We start from the raw sequence: 14,306 nt of genomic DNA on the forward strand, positions 1-14,306 counted from the left end.
GGCTTAGGCTAGGAGGCGTGGTCTACCTCTTGGACCTCTCGGGGGTGTACTGCGAGCCGGTGGAGCCCCGCCTCATCCGGCTCCTGGCCGAGGCGGGCGGGGAAAGCCCCTTTTACGTGTCCCAGGCCTTCTATGACCTCCTCCCCCGCCTAAAGGAGGAAGGCCCAGGGGTCCTGGACACCCTTTTCCCGGGGGCCTCGAGGCTCTACCCCCGGGCCTTCGTCCCCCGGCCCCTGGCCTTCCCCACGCCCTTTTACCTGGTTTCCGACCTGCCTCCTCCGGAAGGGCTTGCCGCCTTCTTCCACCCAAACAAGCTAGAGGCTTTGGCCCAGGCGGTGGCCGTTTTGGGCGAGGAGGCCCTTTACCTGGACGATAACCCCCTCCTGGTGGAGCGGGCGAGGGAACGGGGCTTTCGGGCGGAGCTTTTTAGGGGTTTTCCGGCCACGGGTGCTTGGGGTAGCGGCGCATGAGCTCCCGCCGCACCTCGGGGTAGCGTTTTTCCCAGAAGGACTGGAGGTCCTGGGTCACCTGCACCGGGCGCCGGGCGGGGGAGAGGAGCTCCACCGCCACGGGGACCTTCCCCCCCAGGACCCTGGGGGTTTCCCTGAGGCCGAAGGCCTCTTGGATGAGGAGGGAGAGGAGGGGTGGGGCGCTCTCCCGGTATTGGAGGCGCTTTCGCTTGCCGGAAGGGAGGGTGAGGGTTTCGGGGGCCAGGGCCTCGAGGGCTTTCCTCGCCTCCCCTAGAAGGCTAAGGAGGATCTCCTTCCAGGGGAGTTCCCGAAGCTCTTCCACCCGCCTAACCCCTTGCGTCCAGGGGAGGAGCCAGGTGAGGTCCTGAAGGAGGGTTTCTTCCGTGAGCTCGGGCACCTCCACCCCGTGGTCCCTAAGGAAGGCGAGGCGGAGGAGGACCTGCCGGGCCTCCTCGGGGAGGGGGAGGCCCTCTTTGAAGACCTCCCTTAGCTGCGCTGGGGTGGGGGGGCCGGGGTCGGTGGGAAGCCTCTCCAGGAGAAGGGCCCCGTACCGCCTCTCCAGGTACCCCCGTAGCCGCCCCTCCTCCCATCCCGTCCAGGCGCCCACCTCCGCCCGCTCCAGGAGGTCTTCCCGGGCCAAGGGGGCGTGGAGGAGGACCCGTCCCGGTAGCTCCGCCCCCACCGCCACCAGGTACGGGGGGCCGTCCCCTTCCAGGTGGAGGAGGGGGCCGGTGCACAGGCGGTAGCGCCCGGGGCCTACCCGCATGGCCGCCCGGTCGGGGTAGGCGAAGAGGAGAAGCCGCCCCACCGCTTCCGGGTGGGGGAGGCTTTCCAAAGGTTGGGTGCCGAGCCGCCTTCGCCAAAGGGCCGAGGCCCGCTCCACCCCCAGGAAAGCCCCCCGCCCCTCCTTACGGGCCAGGAGGAGGGCTTCCAGTTTGGCGAGGAGGTCCCTTTCCCCTTCCAGGGGGTCCCGCTCCTCCAGGAGGGCCATGAGGTCCGCCGCCAAGGGGAGGAGGCCGAGCTCCTCGGCCGCCAGGGCCATCCGGGCCAGGCGGGGGTGGGTGGGGAGGCGGAGCATCCGCTGGCCCAAGGGGGTGAGGCGGCCTTCCCGCACCGCCCCCAGGAGGTGGAGGAGGGCATGGGCCGCCTCCAGGGCCCCCTTAGGGGGCGGGGTGGGGAGGGGGAGGTCTTCTAGCCTTTCCCCGAAGGCCAAGGCCAGGAGGACCGCCCGGGAGAGGTCGGCCTCGAGGATCTCGGGCCGCTTGGGGGGGAAGGGGCCCATGGGGTAGAGGCGGTACACCTTCCCCGGGCCAAGCCGCCCCGCCCGCCCCGCCCGCTGCCGGGCGGAGTCCTCGGGGATGGGGGCGAGGGCCAGGCGGGTGAGGCCCGTCCTCGGGTCAAAGCGGGGTTTCTTGGCCAGGCCCGTGTCCACCACCGCCCGCACCCCGGGCAGGGTGAGGCTCGTTTCCGCCACGTCCGTGGCCAGGACGATCCTCCGGGGCCCCGGCCTGAGGAGGGCCGCCTGCTCCGCCAAGGGAAGCCCCCCGTGGAGGGGAAAGGCGGGAAGGTCCAGGAGGAGCTTGCGCGTCCTCTCTATCTCCGCCTTCCCCGGCAGGAAGACCAGGACATCCCCTTCCCCTTCCAGGAAGGCTTTCCGGGCGTAGCGGGCTACCAGGGCCTCTAGGGGGCCTTCCGGCACCCTTTCCAGGTGAAGGATCTCCACGGGGTGGCTTTCCCCTTCCACCGCCAAGGTGGCCCCGGCCAGGGTCCTTTCCAGGTCGGGGTCGGGGGTGGCGGTGAGGAGGGCGAGCTTGAGGTCGGGCCTTAGGGTTTCCTGCACCCTTAGGAGGAGGGCGAGGGCCAGGTCCCCTTCCAGGTGGCGCTCGTGGGCCTCGTCCAGGAGGACGGCGGAAACCCCTTCCAGGGTGGGGTCCTCCAGGAGGAGCCGGGTGAGGAGGCCCTCCGTCATGACGAGGAGCCGGGTTTCCGGGCTCTCCCTGGCCTCGAGGCGCACCCGGTAGCCCACGGTCTTGCCCAAGGGTTCCCCCAGGTTTTCCGCAAGCCTCGCCGCCACCGCCCGGGCCGCCACCCGCCTGGGCTCAAAGAGGAGGATCCGCCCGGGTAGGGCCTTGAGAAGCCTCAGGGGGAAGAGGGTGCTCTTCCCCGCCCCAGGGTAGGCCTTGAGGAGAAGGCGGCCCCTTTGGAGGAGCAGGGCCACCGCCTCGTCCAGCCACGCCATCTAGATGTCCAGCTCGGCGTAGCGGGCGTGCTCTTCAATGAAGTCCCGCCTGGGGGCCACGTCCTGGCCCATGAGCTTCTCAAAGAGCTCGCTGGCCTCCAGGGCGTCTTGGAGCTCCACCCGCTTGAGAACCCGCTTTTCCGGGTTCATGGTGGTTTCCCAAAGCTGCTCGGGGTTCATCTCCCCCAGGCCCTTGAAGCGCTGCACCTCGTAGCTTTTGCCCTCTAGCTCCTTGAGGCGCTCTGCTAGCTCCTCCTCGGAGTAGAGGTACTCCACCTTCTTCCCCACCTGGAGGCGGTAAAGGGGCGGCTGGGCGATGTAGACGTGCCCCCGCTCAATCAGGGGGCGCATGTAGCGGTAGAAGAAGGTGAGGAGGAGGGTGCGGATGTGGCTCCCGTCCACGTCGGCGTCGGTCATGATGATGATCTTGTGGTAGCGGAGGCCTTCCAGGTCAAAGTGGGCCTCGTCCCCCGTGCCCCCAATCCCCGCCCCGATGGCCGCCACCATGGCCCTGACCTCGGCGTTCTTTAGGGCCTTGGAGAGCCCCGCCTTCTCCACGTTGAGGATCTTCCCCCGAAGGGGCAGGATGGCCTGGAAGCGCCTATCCCGGCCCTGCTTGGCGCTTCCCCCGGCGGAGTCCCCCTCCACGATGAAAAGCTCCGCCTCCTCGGGGTTTTCCGTCTGGCAGTCGGCGAGCTTCCCCGGGAGGTCGTCCGACTCCAGGGGGTTCTGCCGCCGCACCAGTTCCCGGGCCTTCCGGGCCGCCTCCCGGGCCTGGGCCGCCCGCAGGGCCTTCTCGTAAAGGGTCTTGGCAATGCGGGGGTTCTCCTCCAGGAGCTCTAAGAGCTTCTCGTAGACCACCTGGCTCACGGCGCTTCCCGCCTCGGGGTTTAAGAGCTTCCCCTTGGTCTGCCCTTCAAACTGGGGCTGGGGGAGCTTCACGCTCACCACGGCGTAGAGGCCCTCCAGGAGGTCGTCCCCCGTGGGCTGGGGGCCTTTCTCCTTGTTGAGGCCCGCTTTTTTGGCGTACTGGTTTAGCGCCCGGCTATAGGCGGTCTTGAAGGCGGTGAGGTGGGTGCCCCCGTCCCGGGTGGGGATCATGTTGGCGTAGGTGAGGATTTCCGCCGTGTAGCCCTTGGTGTGGATGAGGCCCACCTCCACCTCCACGTCCCCTTCCTGGCCCCGGATGAGGAAGGGCTTCTCGTAAAGGAGTTCCTCCCCTTCCGCCAAGGCCTTGGCGAAGGAGGCCACGCCCCCCTTGTCCAGGAAGACCTCCTCTTTGCCGTGCTGGAGGTCTTTGAAGACGAGCTTGAGCCCCGCCACCAAATAGCTCACCTCCCGCAGGCGGGTCCGGATTTTGCTCGGGTCAAAGGCGAGGGCGCCGAAGATCTCGGGGTCGGGCTTGAAGGTGACCCGGGTCCCCGTCTTGCCCTTGGGGGCCTCGCCCACCACCCGGAGGGGTTCGGTCACCTCGCCCCGGCTAAAGGCGATGCGGTGGTGCAGGCCGTTTCGGAAGACCTCCACCACGGTCCACTCGGAAAGGGCGTTCACCACACTCGCCCCCACCCCGTGGAGGCCGCCCGAGACCTTGTAGGCCCCGCTTTCAAACTTCCCCCCGGAGTGCAAGGTGGTGTAGATGACCTCCACGGCGGGCTTCCCCTCCTCGGGCATGAGGTCCACGGGGATGCCCCGACCGTTGTCCTCCACGGTGAGGGAGCCGTCGGGGTTCAGGGTGGTGACGATCTCCGTGGCGTAGCCCGCCAGGGCCTCGTCCACGGCGTTGTCCAGGATTTCCTTAAAGAGGTGGTGGTACCCCTCCACCCCCGTGCCGCCGATGTACATGGCGGGGCGGTGGCGCACCCCTTCTAGCCCTTTGAGCACCTTAATGGCGGAAGCGTCGTAGCTCACCCCTCCAGTATACCACACCTAGCCGGGCGGGGATTTTGCCCTTGCGCATGGGCAGGACGGCGGCCTTGGGGTAGGGGTGTTTATGGAGGGAATATAACTAGCTCCCTCTTTCCCCGGTATGATGCGGCCATGCCGGTCCTGCTCTTCCTCCACGCCCTTTTGGGCCTCCTTTTGCTGGTAGCGGTGCCCGCTTTGGCCCTGGTGGGGCTAGCGGGGTTTTTCCGCCCCTTGCCTTCCCGCTTTTATGCGGCGCTCCGGGGGGTGGCCTGGGTGGCTATCCTCCAGGTGGCCTTGGGTTTTTGCCTTCTCCTCTTGGGCCTGAGGCCCAAGGAGGGGCTCCACCTCCTCTATGGCCTTCTCTTGGCGGCGGGGCTCCACTACCTGGGGGGCCTCGAGCCCGGGGGGTGGTTTTACCGGGGCCTCAAGGACCCTCCTAAGCGGCCCGAGGTCTTCGTGGCCCTGGGGCTTCTTTTCGCCGTGGGCCTCGTGGTGCGGGTTTACGTCACGGGACGGTAGGGTGAGGCCAAAAGGGGCCGCTTTAGGCGAGAGCTTCTCGGGCCACCTGTTCCCAGGGGATGTGGCCTGATAGCGCATGGTGGTTTTTTTGAAGGAAGTCTTCAATGCACAGGACATAGCTTTCCTTGAAAATCACGAATCCATTAGGAAGGTGTTCCAAATGGCTAGCTACCTTAGCCCAAAGGCGATAGAGTTCTCCCCGGGATCGGGCCCTTTCTGCTCTTTTCAGAAGCTCTGCCTCCGTTTCAAGCGTGTAGGGAACTTCGAGGAGCGCATGGGCTCGTTTCTGCTTCAAGAAGCGGTTTTCTCCGCGAGCTTCTGAGCGGTAGGTTTCCTTTTTGACTTGAAGGCCTATGGAGGTGCCTGGAGGTAATCTGACGAGAATGTCTACTCCCTTCAGGTCTAGCTCGGGAGAGGCGTCTATGGATAGACTACAGGAAGTCAACCAACGATAACCAAAGTGGAATTGAGTCCATATGGAGATTGCGGTTCGGTAGAGCCTGGCCTCGAGTCCTAAGCGGACAAACTGATAGGAGCATCCCCAAAAGTATTTCTGTATGAATCTGTCTAGAGCCTCAAGCCGTTGATTCCACCATGTGGCAAAGAAGTCTTCATAGCTTGGAAAGGAGGGGTTTGGGTGAGTTGGTTTCCAATAGTCTCGGTAAAGGTCTGGCAACGGGTTAAGATCGCTGGGAAGGTCCTGCTCCACCGTTTTTATGGAACGGTACTTCTCTTCGTATCCCCTTAGGTCCAGCGTTCCGAGAAATGCCTCAAAAGCTTTCAAAGCATTACGCATCCTATACCTCCCTGGTAAGGATAGGTACCCGCTCCAGCATCCTTAAGGTGAGATGGGGAACAAAATCCCGATAAAGGGTAGCTACGTACTCCTGGACGGTTGCGGAGTTGAGGTAAGCGACGATATCCTCCGGGGCCTTGGCCTTGGGGATCAGGTGGAACTCCTCCCGCCAAGGATAAGCCTTTTCATCCCATGCGGCCACCACTCGAACCCCCTTGGTGTGGCCTACCACGAGGTGGGGCGTGGCGTAGAAGTCCCGAAGCTCCTTGGCCCGCTCCCGAGGCATCCAGAGGCCCGAGTAGTTGGTCTCGTAGTCGATAAATCCCGATTTGAGGTTACGCCCGGTAAGGACGGGCACTAATCCGGGGCCCGGTTCTTTTCGCACGGCTTCATGCTTTCGGAACTCGGGGCTACGAGCCGCAAAGCGGATATGGAAGATGTGCCCTACTGGTGTTCCCTTGGCCTCCATCTCCCTGGTTTTGGGGGTTTCGAAGCGGATCATTTCCCCTTTCCACTCCGGGTAGGTGTCCCAGAGGAAGGGGCTTCTAGAACTTGCGTCCCAGAGCTTTAGGCCCCGCCCTCCCTTTCGGAAGCGGAGGACTACGGCGCTTACGTTCCGTTTGGGAAAGACAGAGCCCAGGTAGAAAACCTCGGTCTCTCCTGTTCGGGCAAGGAAGGACCGGAGCAAAGCGAAGTCGTCGAGAACGAGCCAAGTTGTTGGGATTACGAAAAGGAGGAGCCCCCCTGGTTTAAGGAGGTAGACGGCCTTCTCGGTAAAGGCCCCGTAGAGGTTGTACTTGCCTTTCCAGGTGGAGAAAAGCTTTTTATAAAGAGCTTTTACCTCTTTGAGGATATGGATGGGATACTTAGAGGCGTCCCCTACGATCCCATAGGGCGGATTTCCCAGGATGAGGTCAAAATCCCCCTCCCCCTCCCAAAGGAGAAAGTCCGCCAGGATGCCCTCCGCCCACGGGGGAAGATCCAAGGCCTTGGGGTCTATCTCCACCCCGTAGAAGCGAAAGCCCCCGCCGTGGGCCTCCCGGAAGGCCCGAAGGAAAGGCCCCTCGGCGCAGGCGGGCTCCAGGACCTTTCCTCCCCGGGGGGCCTCGGCGAGGCCCACCATGAAGTCCACCACCTCGGGAGGGGTTTCCACCCGGCCCAGGCTCTTTTCCGTGGCTCCTTGGGGTAGGGGCGGGGGAAAGAGCATTTAGCGGATTATACCGAGCTTCCGCCCTACCTTGGCGTAGGCCTCGAGGGCCTTGTCCAGCATCTCCTTGGTGTGGGCGGCGGTGACGATGTTCCGGATCCTGGCCTTCCCCCGGGGCACCGTGGGAAAGCCGATGCCCACGGCGAAGACCCCTTCTTCCAAAAGCAGGCGGCTCGCCTCAAAGGCCACGGGGGCCTCCCCGAAGAGGACGGGGGTGATGGGGGTCTGGCTCCCCAAGGTGTCGTAGCCCAGGCGGGCCAGTTCCGCCTTGAAGTAGCGGGTGTTTTCCCAAAGCCTTTCCACCCGCTCGGGCTCCTTCTCAATGAGCTCCAAGGCCCCCAAAAGGGCCCCCACCACCGCCGGGGGGTGGCTCGTGGAGAAGAGGAAAGGCCGGGCCTTGTTGATGAGGAGGTCTTTAAGCTCCAAGGCCCCCGCGGCGTAGCCCCCCACCACGGCCCAGGCCTTGGAGAGGGTGGCCACCTGGATGACGTCGGGGTCTTGGTGGAAGCCGAAGTGGTGCACCGTGCCCTTGCCCTTCTCCCCCAGGACGCCGGAGCCGTGGGCGTCGTCCACGTAGACCACCGCCCCGTACCGCTTGGCCAGGGGCACGATCCGGTCCAGGGGGGCGATGTCCCCGTCCATGGAGAAGACCCCGTCGGTGACGATGAGCTTCAGGCCCTCGGTGTCGTGGGTCTTCAGGAGCTCTTCCAGATGCTCCACGTCGGCGTGGCGGTAGACCAGGCGGGTGGCCTTGGTGAGGCGGAGCCCGTCAATGATGGAGGCGTGGTTGAGCTCGTCGGAGAAGACCAGGTCGCCTTCCTGTAGGAGCGCCCCCAAAACCCCCTGGTTGGCGGTGAAGCCCGACTGGAGCACCAAGGCGCTTTCCGTGCCCTTGAACCGGGCTAAGGCCTCCTCCAACTCCAGGTGGTAGGTGAAGGTGCCGGCGATGGTGCGCACCGCCCCGCTTCCCGCCCCCCACATTTCCAGGTACGCTTTGGCCTTTTCCTTGAGGTAGGGGTGGTTGGCGAAGCCCAGGTAGTTGTTGGAGGCCAGGTTGACTACCTCTTTCCCCTCCACCCGGGTCACGGGCTCCTGGGGGGCCTCGAGGACCTTGGGGCGAATGTAAAGCCCCTCGCGCTTTAGCCGCTCCAGCTCGCTTTGCACCCTGGCACGCAGGGAAAGGCTCATGTCCCTATCTAAACCCCTGAGTTTCGCCTTTGTCCAGGCCTTGGGCTTTTTTTCACCTTCTTCTGACCCAAAGGGGCTACCCTGAAGGAGGGAGTGGTAGCGGTTCCATGCGGGGCTACCTGCAGGCGGAAACCGAGGCGGAGCGCTTAGAGCGCCGGGCTAGGCTTTTAGAACTCCTGGACCGCTTCCGGGGGGAACCCTCGGAGCTTTTGCCCTTCCACCAGGTCCTGGCGCTCAGGCCCAAGGGGGAGCACCACCTGGGCCTAAAGGCCATTGAGGTGGACAAGGTGGTGGGCTCGGTGGACCGCTACGAGGACTTTGACCGCCGTTTCCTGCCCAAGACCCCGCACACCCTGGAACGCTGGAAGCGGCTTAGGGCCTTGCAGCTAGAGGGGTACGAGTTTCCCCCCATAGAGGTCTACCAGGTGGGGGAGGTCTACTTTGTCAAGGACGGCAACCACCGGGTGGCCCTGGCCAAGGCCACGGGGCAGAAGTACATAGACGCCTACGTGATCGCCCTGGATGTCCCCGTGCCCGTGGAGGCCAAGGACACCTTGAAGGACCTGATCCTGAAGGCGGAGTATGCCAACTTCCTAGAGAAGACCCGCCTGAAAGCGCTCGTGCCCGAGGCGGAAGACATCCTCTTTTCCACCCTGGGCCGCTATGACATCCTCCTGGACCACATCGCCACCCGGCGGTATTTCCGGGGCCTCGAGGAGGGCCGGGAGATCCCGTGGGAGGAGGCGGTGGTGGACTGGTACCAAAACCTCTATAGGCCAACCCTAGAGGCCATCCGGAAGCTTGGGCTCCTGGCGGAGTTCCCTGGGCGCACGGGGGCGGACCTCTACCTCTGGATCATGGACCACCGGTACTTCCTGGCCCAGGAACTTGGGGTGGAGCTATCCCCCGAGGAGGCGGCCCGAAGCTACGGGGCCCGGTTTGGGCCCTGGTGGAAGCGGATGGGGAGCGGGCTCAAGGCCTGGTTAAGCCATAGGGGGAAAAACCCTTAAGCTTAGCCTCAGGCAGTTGTAAGCCGCGTGCATTTGCACTTGACCCTATTTGTTCCGTGGCAATAAGTTAGGATCGGGCGCCTAGAGACCCCTTAGGTGCCTAGAAGTGAGGTGAAACCTATGAGAAAAAGCTTTGCTCTGCTTGCTCTTGCCCTATTGGCGTCTTTGACAGCGTGTGCCCCCAGCGTGACCACCAAGACCTCTTCGGGTTTGGAGGGGGAAAACCCCTATGCCAACTACACGGGGCCACGGGCTAAGGCGGTGGTGGCCAACTTTATCTGCGCTGCTGCCCAGTGCCCTGCGGGGGTGGGGGCTTCCATTTCGGAGCTTTTGATGACCGCCCTCATCAACACCAACCACTTCATCCTTTACGACCGTTCTGTGTTGGCGCAGATCCAACAGGAGGCTTACCTCGGGGGTAAACCCCTCAACCTCCAGGGGGCTGAGCTTCTGGTTGTAGGCTCCATTACAGCCTTTGAGCCCGATGCCGGTGGTACCCGGGGAGGGGGCGGAGGGATTTTGGGAGGCCTCCTGGGTGCCTTTGGCGGGGGGCAGAAGCGCTCTTACGTGGCGGTGGATATGCGCATCGTGGATGCCCAAAGCGGCGCCATCATTTCCGCTTTCCGCGTGGAGGGGGAGGCTACGGATGTGGACTACGGGGGGCTCCTAGGCATTCTGGGGCCGGGGGCTGCCCTTGTGGGTGGGTTGAAGCAATACGAGAAGACCCCCATGGGTAAGGCGTTGGCTGTGATGACCTCCAAGGCGGTGGAGGAGATCATCAAGCGCACGCCTAGGAGTTACTTCAAGTATGCTCCGGATGGGAAGCCTTACCAGCAGCAGCCTTAGGCGCTTCGTTCTTCTCCTGATCCCCCTTGTTCTAGGGGTCACCCTTGGCCAAGGGCCCAAAACCCTAATCCTGGTGAGCCAGGGAGAGTACTGGTGGGATGAAGAGGCGGGTCTTTACGAGGCGGCCTTGCGGGAGGAGCTTCTCCAGGGGGGGTTTCGGGTGCTGGACGCTGCGCAGGTGCAAAAGGTAGCGGACCGCCAGCTCCTCACCCGCTTGGTGCAGGGGGATGCTTTGGCAGCCATTACCCTGGCCACCAACTTTAAGGCCGATGCCGTGGTGGTGAGCCGCGTCTTCACCTCCCGCGTCCTGGCCACCCGCACCAACGTGGCCACCTTCTACACCTATAAGGCCACGGCGGACGTGCGGTTGGTGATGGCCAGCACGGGCCAGGTGGTGGGGAGTTGGAGCCCTTCGCAGACGGGGACAGGCACCTCTGAGCGGGAAGCGGCCTTTGCGGCCCTGCGCAACCTGGGCAAGCAGGTGGGGCAGGAATTGCGCAAGCAGAACTTCGCTGCCGCCGGGGCTAGCCCCGTGGTCCGCCTGACGGTGACCGGCCTTAAGAGCTTTACGGACGCTTCGGTGTTGCTAAGGGAACTGGGAGCCCAAAAGGGTGTGGTTTCGGCGGAGCGCAAGAGCTTCGCCAACGGCGTCCTCGAGGCCGAGGTGGTTTTCCAGGGGTCCGTGGACGAGCTTGCGGCGCTTTTAGAGGGCCTTCGGCTTCTTCCCTTGGAGGTTACGGAGGTGAGCGGTTTTGCCATAGAGGCGCGGGTCCGTTAGGCCGATCCAGCCTAGGGCCGGGGGCGGGGGAAACCCCGCCCTTGATTGTGGCCCTGGGTCCCCTATATTGTATACAGGATGCAGACCTTGGGCTTCCGCCGACCCAACCAGGTGCGCGAGGCGGTCTACAGCCACCTCAAAGACCTCCTCCTCTCCGGGCGTTTCGCCCCTGGGGAAAGGCTTTCCGAGCCCCTTCTGGCCCAGGAGCTCGGGGTTTCCCGCACCCCGGTGCGGGAGGCCCTGATGCGTCTCGCCGAGGAGGGCCTTGTAGAGCTGGTGCCGGGCAAGGGGGCGAGGGTCAAGGCCTTCACCCCGGAGGAGGTGGAGGAGGTCTACGGGGTGCGGGCCCTTCTGGAGGGGGAGGCAGCGCGGGAAGCGGCCCTACGGGCCGCGCCTTGGGAGCTGGATGCCCTGGAAGAAAGCCTCCGGGCCATTGACGAGGCCCTCCCCGAGGACTACCCCGAGCAGATGCGCCGGGATTTGGAGTTCCATCGGGCCTTGGTGCGCCTTTCCGGGAACCGGACCCTGTACCGGCTTTACGAGGACCTGCTCTCCACACTGGCCCTGGCCCGGAGCGCCCTCCCCACCCTTTCCCAGGACGAGGCCACAAGGCGGGAGCACCGGGCCATCCTCTCGGCCCTGAGGCGGAAGGACCCCGAAGGCGCCAAGCGGGCGGTGGAGGCCCACGTGTACCGCTTCCGCGACCTGGTGGTGGCGAAGCTTCGGAAAGGAGGCGTATGAACCTGGACCTCATCTATCGGCAGACGGTGCTCTCCGTGGCGGGAAACCCCCGGGTGGAGGCCCTCATCAAGGGGCGGGCGAGAAGCCTGGTGCGCCGCTATGTGGCGGGGGAGACCCTGGAGGAGGCGCTTGAGGTGGCGGAGGCCCTCGAGGCCCAAGGGGTCCACGCCATCCTGGACCTCTTGGGCGAGATGGTGCGCTCGGAGGAGGAGGCCCGGGCCTTCCAGGAGGGGATTCTGGGCCTGGTCCGGGCCCTTGCCGAAAAGCCCTGGCCCAAGTACGTTTCCGTCAAGCCCACGCAGCTCGGCCTGGACCTTTCGGAGGGCCTCGCCCTGGAGCTTCTAAGGGGCATCCTGCGGGAAGCGGAGCCCAAAGGGGTCTTCGTCCGCCTGGACATGGAGGACTCCCCCCGGGTGGAGGCCACCTTGCGCCTCTACAAGGCCTTAAGGGAGGAGGGGTTTAGCGGGGTGGGGGTTGTGCTCCAAAGCTACCTTTTCCGCACGGAGAAGGACCTTTGGGACCTCCTGCCCTACCGCCCCAACCTGCGCCTTGTCAAAGGAGCCTACCGGGAGCCCAAGGAGGTGGCCTTCCAGGACAAGCGCCTCATTGACGCCGAGTACCTGCACCTGGGGAAGCTCGCCCTAAGGGAGGGGCTATACGTGGCCTTCGCCACCCACGACCCCAGGCTCATCGCCGAGGTGAAGCGCTACACCGAGGCCTTCGGTATCCCCAGGACCGCCTTTGAGTTCCAGCTCCTCTACGGGGTGCGCCCGGAGGCGCAGCGGCGCCTGGCCCAGGAGGGCTATACCGTGCGGGCCTACGTGCCCTACGGGAAGGACTGGTACCCCTACCTAAGCCGGCGCATCGCCGAGAGGCCGGAGAACCTCTTCTTGGTGCTAAGGAGCCTCTTGGGAGGCTAAAGGAGGAAGCCATGACGGTGGAGCCTTTCCGCAACCAACCCATAGAAACCTTCCAGACCGAGGAAGCCAAGCGGGAGATGAAGGAGGCCCTAAAGCGGGTCCGGGCCGAGTTTGGCCGCCACTGGGGCCTCTACATTGACGGGGCTTGGGTGGACACCCCGGCGAGGATCCTCTCCCTAAACCCCTCGGCCCCGAGCGAGGTGGTGGGGAGCACCGCCAAGGCGGGGCGGGCGGAGGCGGAGGCTGCCCTCGAGGCCGCCTGGCGGGCCTTCCGCGCCTGGAAGGACTGGCCCCAGGAGGACCGGAGCCGCCTCCTCCTCAAGGCCGCCGCCCTCATGAAAAGGCGCAGGCGGGAACTGGAGGCCACCTTGGTCTACGAGATCGGCAAGAACTGGGTGGAGGCCAGCGCCGAGGTGGCGGAGGCCATTGACTTCCTGGAGTACTACGCCCGCCAGGCCCTCAAGTACAAGTACCCCTCCGTGGAGGTGGTGCCCTACCCTGGGGAGGACAACGAGAGCTTCTACATCCCCTTGGGGGCCGGGGTGGTCATCGCCCCCTGGAACTTCCCCATCGCCATCTTCACCGGGATGATCGCCGGGCCCGTGGCGGTGGGGAACACCGTGGTGGCCAAGCCCGCCGAGGACACCGTGGTCATCGCCGCCAAGGTCTTTGAGATCTTCCACGAGGCGGGCTTCCCCCCGGGGGTGGTGAACTTCCTGCCCGGGGAAGGGAAGGAGGTGGGGGCCTACCTGGTGGAGCACCCCAGGACCCGGTTCATCAACTTCACGGGGAGCCTCGAGGTGGGGCTTTGGATCCAGGAGGCGGCGGCCAAACTGGCCCCTGGGCAGCGGTGGATCAAGCGGGTCTTCCTGGAGCTCGGCGGCAAGGACGCCATCATCGTGGACGAGACCGCCGACCTGGAGGCGGCCACGGAGGGCATCCTGGTTTCCGCCTACGGCTTCCAGGGGCAGAAGTGCTCGGCGGCAAGCCGCCTCATCGTCACGGAGAAGGCCTTTGAGCCTTTGATGGAGCGGGTCTTGGCGCGGGCGAGCCGCTTGGTGGTGGGCCCGGCGGAGGAGAACCCCGACCTCGGCCCCGTGGCCTCCAAGGCCCAGGAGGAGAAAATCCTTTCCTACATTGAAATCGGCAAGGGGGAAGGCCAGCTCGTCCTCGGGGGTAAGCGCCTGGAGGGGGAGGGCTACTTCATCGCCCCCACGGTCTTCACCGAGGTGCCGCCCAAGGCCAGGATCGCCCAGGAGGAGATCTTCGGCCCGGTGCTCTCCGTGATCCGGGTGAAGGACTTCGGCGAGGCCCTGGAGGTGGCGAACGATACCGTCTACGGCCTCACGGGCGGGGTCTACTCCCGCAAGCGGGAGCACCTGGAAAGGGCCAGGCGGGAGTTCCACGTGGGGAACCTCTACCTCAACCGCAAGATCACGGGGGCCCTGGTGGGGGTGCAGCCCTTCGGCGGCTTCAACCTCTCGGGCACGGACACCAAGGCCGGGGGGCCCGATTACCTCCTCCACTTCCTGCAGATGAAGACGGTGGCCGAGCGCTTCTAGCCCCCTAGACCCCAAGGGGCCCTTTGGGCTATCCTTGGGGCATGACCCTTCCCTCCGTCCTCTGGTGGCCCGGCTAGGCCCCGGGGCGGAGGCGGTCTTTCCCCCGGGGTACACCCGGGGGGCTT

13 protein-coding genes are annotated in these 14,306 nt (G+C 65.0%); 8 read left to right on the top strand and 5 right to left on the bottom strand.

Features of this window, described 5'->3' with window-relative positions; translation table 11 throughout:
- Window positions 1-17: 17 nt before the first annotated feature.
- A complete protein-coding gene (locus L0D17_RS04155) occupies window positions 18-470 on the top strand; it encodes a hypothetical protein (RefSeq protein ID WP_234508371.1) in 453 nt (150 codons plus the stop codon).
- On the opposite strand, the gene hrpB is transcribed toward L0D17_RS04155, so the two are convergent.
- Both hrpB and L0D17_RS04165 read right to left on the bottom strand, forming a co-directional pair.
- On the bottom strand, window positions 427-2,709 hold the full coding sequence (gene hrpB / locus L0D17_RS04160) for an ATP-dependent helicase HrpB (protein ID WP_234508369.1): 2,283 nt from the start codon (window positions 2,707-2,709) through the stop codon (window positions 427-429). The two genes, L0D17_RS04155 and hrpB, sit on opposite strands and share 44 nt — an antisense overlap.
- Window positions 2,710-4,617 (bottom strand): DNA topoisomerase subunit B, encoded by a 1,908-nt coding sequence (locus tag L0D17_RS04165; protein ID WP_234508366.1) that lies wholly within the window; start codon window positions 4,615-4,617, stop codon window positions 2,710-2,712. It lies immediately after the preceding gene.
- A gap of 129 nt (window positions 4,618-4,746) precedes the next feature.
- Here L0D17_RS04165 and L0D17_RS04170 point away from each other — a divergent pair, with 129 nt between their 5' ends.
- The gene (locus tag L0D17_RS04170) at window positions 4,747-5,133 is read left to right on the top strand and encodes a hypothetical protein (protein WP_243092694.1); all 387 of its coding nucleotides are present in this window, start codon (window positions 4,747-4,749) and stop codon (window positions 5,131-5,133) included.
- Between the two features lie 22 nt (window positions 5,134-5,155).
- Here L0D17_RS04170 and L0D17_RS04175 read toward each other — a convergent pair whose 3' ends face one another.
- The 3 genes from L0D17_RS04175 to L0D17_RS04185 are packed head-to-tail and all read right to left on the bottom strand — an operon-like array spanning window position 5,156 to window position 8,324.
- Window positions 5,156-5,929, bottom strand: coding sequence for a TaqI family restriction endonuclease (locus L0D17_RS04175; RefSeq protein WP_081995789.1), 774 nt, complete (start codon window positions 5,927-5,929; stop codon window positions 5,156-5,158).
- 1 nt (window position 5,930) lies between these two features.
- Window positions 5,931-7,136, bottom strand: coding sequence for a TaqI-like C-terminal specificity domain-containing protein (locus tag L0D17_RS04180; RefSeq protein ID WP_243092693.1), 1,206 nt, complete (start codon window positions 7,134-7,136; stop codon window positions 5,931-5,933).
- Complete coding sequence (locus L0D17_RS04185) at window positions 7,137-8,324, bottom strand: glycine C-acetyltransferase (RefSeq protein WP_243092692.1); 1,188 nt, start codon at window positions 8,322-8,324, stop codon at window positions 7,137-7,139.
- 107 nt (window positions 8,325-8,431) lie between these two features.
- Here L0D17_RS04185 and L0D17_RS04190 point away from each other — a divergent pair, with 107 nt between their 5' ends.
- From L0D17_RS04190 to pruA, 6 genes are all read left to right on the top strand, one after another.
- Entirely contained in the window at window positions 8,432-9,334 is a 903-nt protein-coding gene (locus tag L0D17_RS04190) for a DUF4032 domain-containing protein (RefSeq protein ID WP_243092691.1), read from the top strand.
- A gap of 186 nt (window positions 9,335-9,520) precedes the next feature.
- Complete coding sequence (locus L0D17_RS04195) at window positions 9,521-10,180, top strand: CsgG/HfaB family protein (protein WP_234508356.1); 660 nt, start codon at window positions 9,521-9,523, stop codon at window positions 10,178-10,180.
- The gene (locus L0D17_RS04200) at window positions 10,143-10,958 is read left to right on the top strand and encodes a hypothetical protein (protein ID WP_243094002.1); all 816 of its coding nucleotides are present in this window, start codon (window positions 10,143-10,145) and stop codon (window positions 10,956-10,958) included. The genes L0D17_RS04195 and L0D17_RS04200 overlap by 38 nt, the downstream gene beginning before the upstream one ends.
- Before the next feature lie 78 nt (window positions 10,959-11,036).
- Window positions 11,037-11,699, top strand: a complete 663-nt coding sequence (locus L0D17_RS04205; protein WP_234508352.1) for a GntR family transcriptional regulator — start codon at window positions 11,037-11,039, stop codon at window positions 11,697-11,699.
- A complete protein-coding gene (locus L0D17_RS04210; protein WP_234508351.1) occupies window positions 11,696-12,619 on the top strand; it encodes a proline dehydrogenase in 924 nt (307 codons plus the stop codon). Before L0D17_RS04205 ends, L0D17_RS04210 begins: the two co-directional genes overlap by 4 nt.
- Before the next feature lie 11 nt (window positions 12,620-12,630).
- Window positions 12,631-14,181, top strand: a complete 1,551-nt coding sequence (gene pruA / locus L0D17_RS04215; protein WP_234508349.1) for an L-glutamate gamma-semialdehyde dehydrogenase — start codon at window positions 12,631-12,633, stop codon at window positions 14,179-14,181.
- Window positions 14,182-14,306 lie beyond the last annotated feature (125 nt).

Source organism: Thermus thalpophilus (assembly GCF_022760915.1).
GTDB classification, from domain to species: Bacteria; Deinococcota; Deinococci; order Deinococcales; family Thermaceae; genus Thermus; species Thermus thalpophilus.

Coding starts and splice junctions, on each gene's coding strand:
- hrpB (WP_234508369.1), bottom strand. CDS start 2,709: ATGGCGTGGCTGGACGAGGCGGTGGCCCTGCTCCTCCAAAGGGGCCGC.
- L0D17_RS04170 (WP_243092694.1), top strand. CDS start 4,747: ATGCCGGTCCTGCTCTTCCTCCACGCCCTTTTGGGCCTCCTTTTGCTG.
- L0D17_RS04175 (WP_081995789.1), bottom strand. CDS start 5,929: ATGCGTAATGCTTTGAAAGCTTTTGAGGCATTTCTCGGAACGCTGGAC.
- L0D17_RS04180 (WP_243092693.1), bottom strand. CDS start 7,136: ATGCTCTTTCCCCCGCCCCTACCCCAAGGAGCCACGGAAAAGAGCCTG.
- L0D17_RS04185 (WP_243092692.1), bottom strand. CDS start 8,324: ATGAGCCTTTCCCTGCGTGCCAGGGTGCAAAGCGAGCTGGAGCGGCTA.
- L0D17_RS04190 (WP_243092691.1), top strand. CDS start 8,432: ATGCGGGGCTACCTGCAGGCGGAAACCGAGGCGGAGCGCTTAGAGCGC.
- L0D17_RS04200 (WP_243094002.1), top strand. CDS start 10,143: ATGCTCCGGATGGGAAGCCTTACCAGCAGCAGCCTTAGGCGCTTCGTT.
- L0D17_RS04205 (WP_234508352.1), top strand. CDS start 11,037: ATGCAGACCTTGGGCTTCCGCCGACCCAACCAGGTGCGCGAGGCGGTC.
- L0D17_RS04210 (WP_234508351.1), top strand. CDS start 11,696: ATGAACCTGGACCTCATCTATCGGCAGACGGTGCTCTCCGTGGCGGGA.
- pruA (WP_234508349.1), top strand. CDS start 12,631: ATGACGGTGGAGCCTTTCCGCAACCAACCCATAGAAACCTTCCAGACC.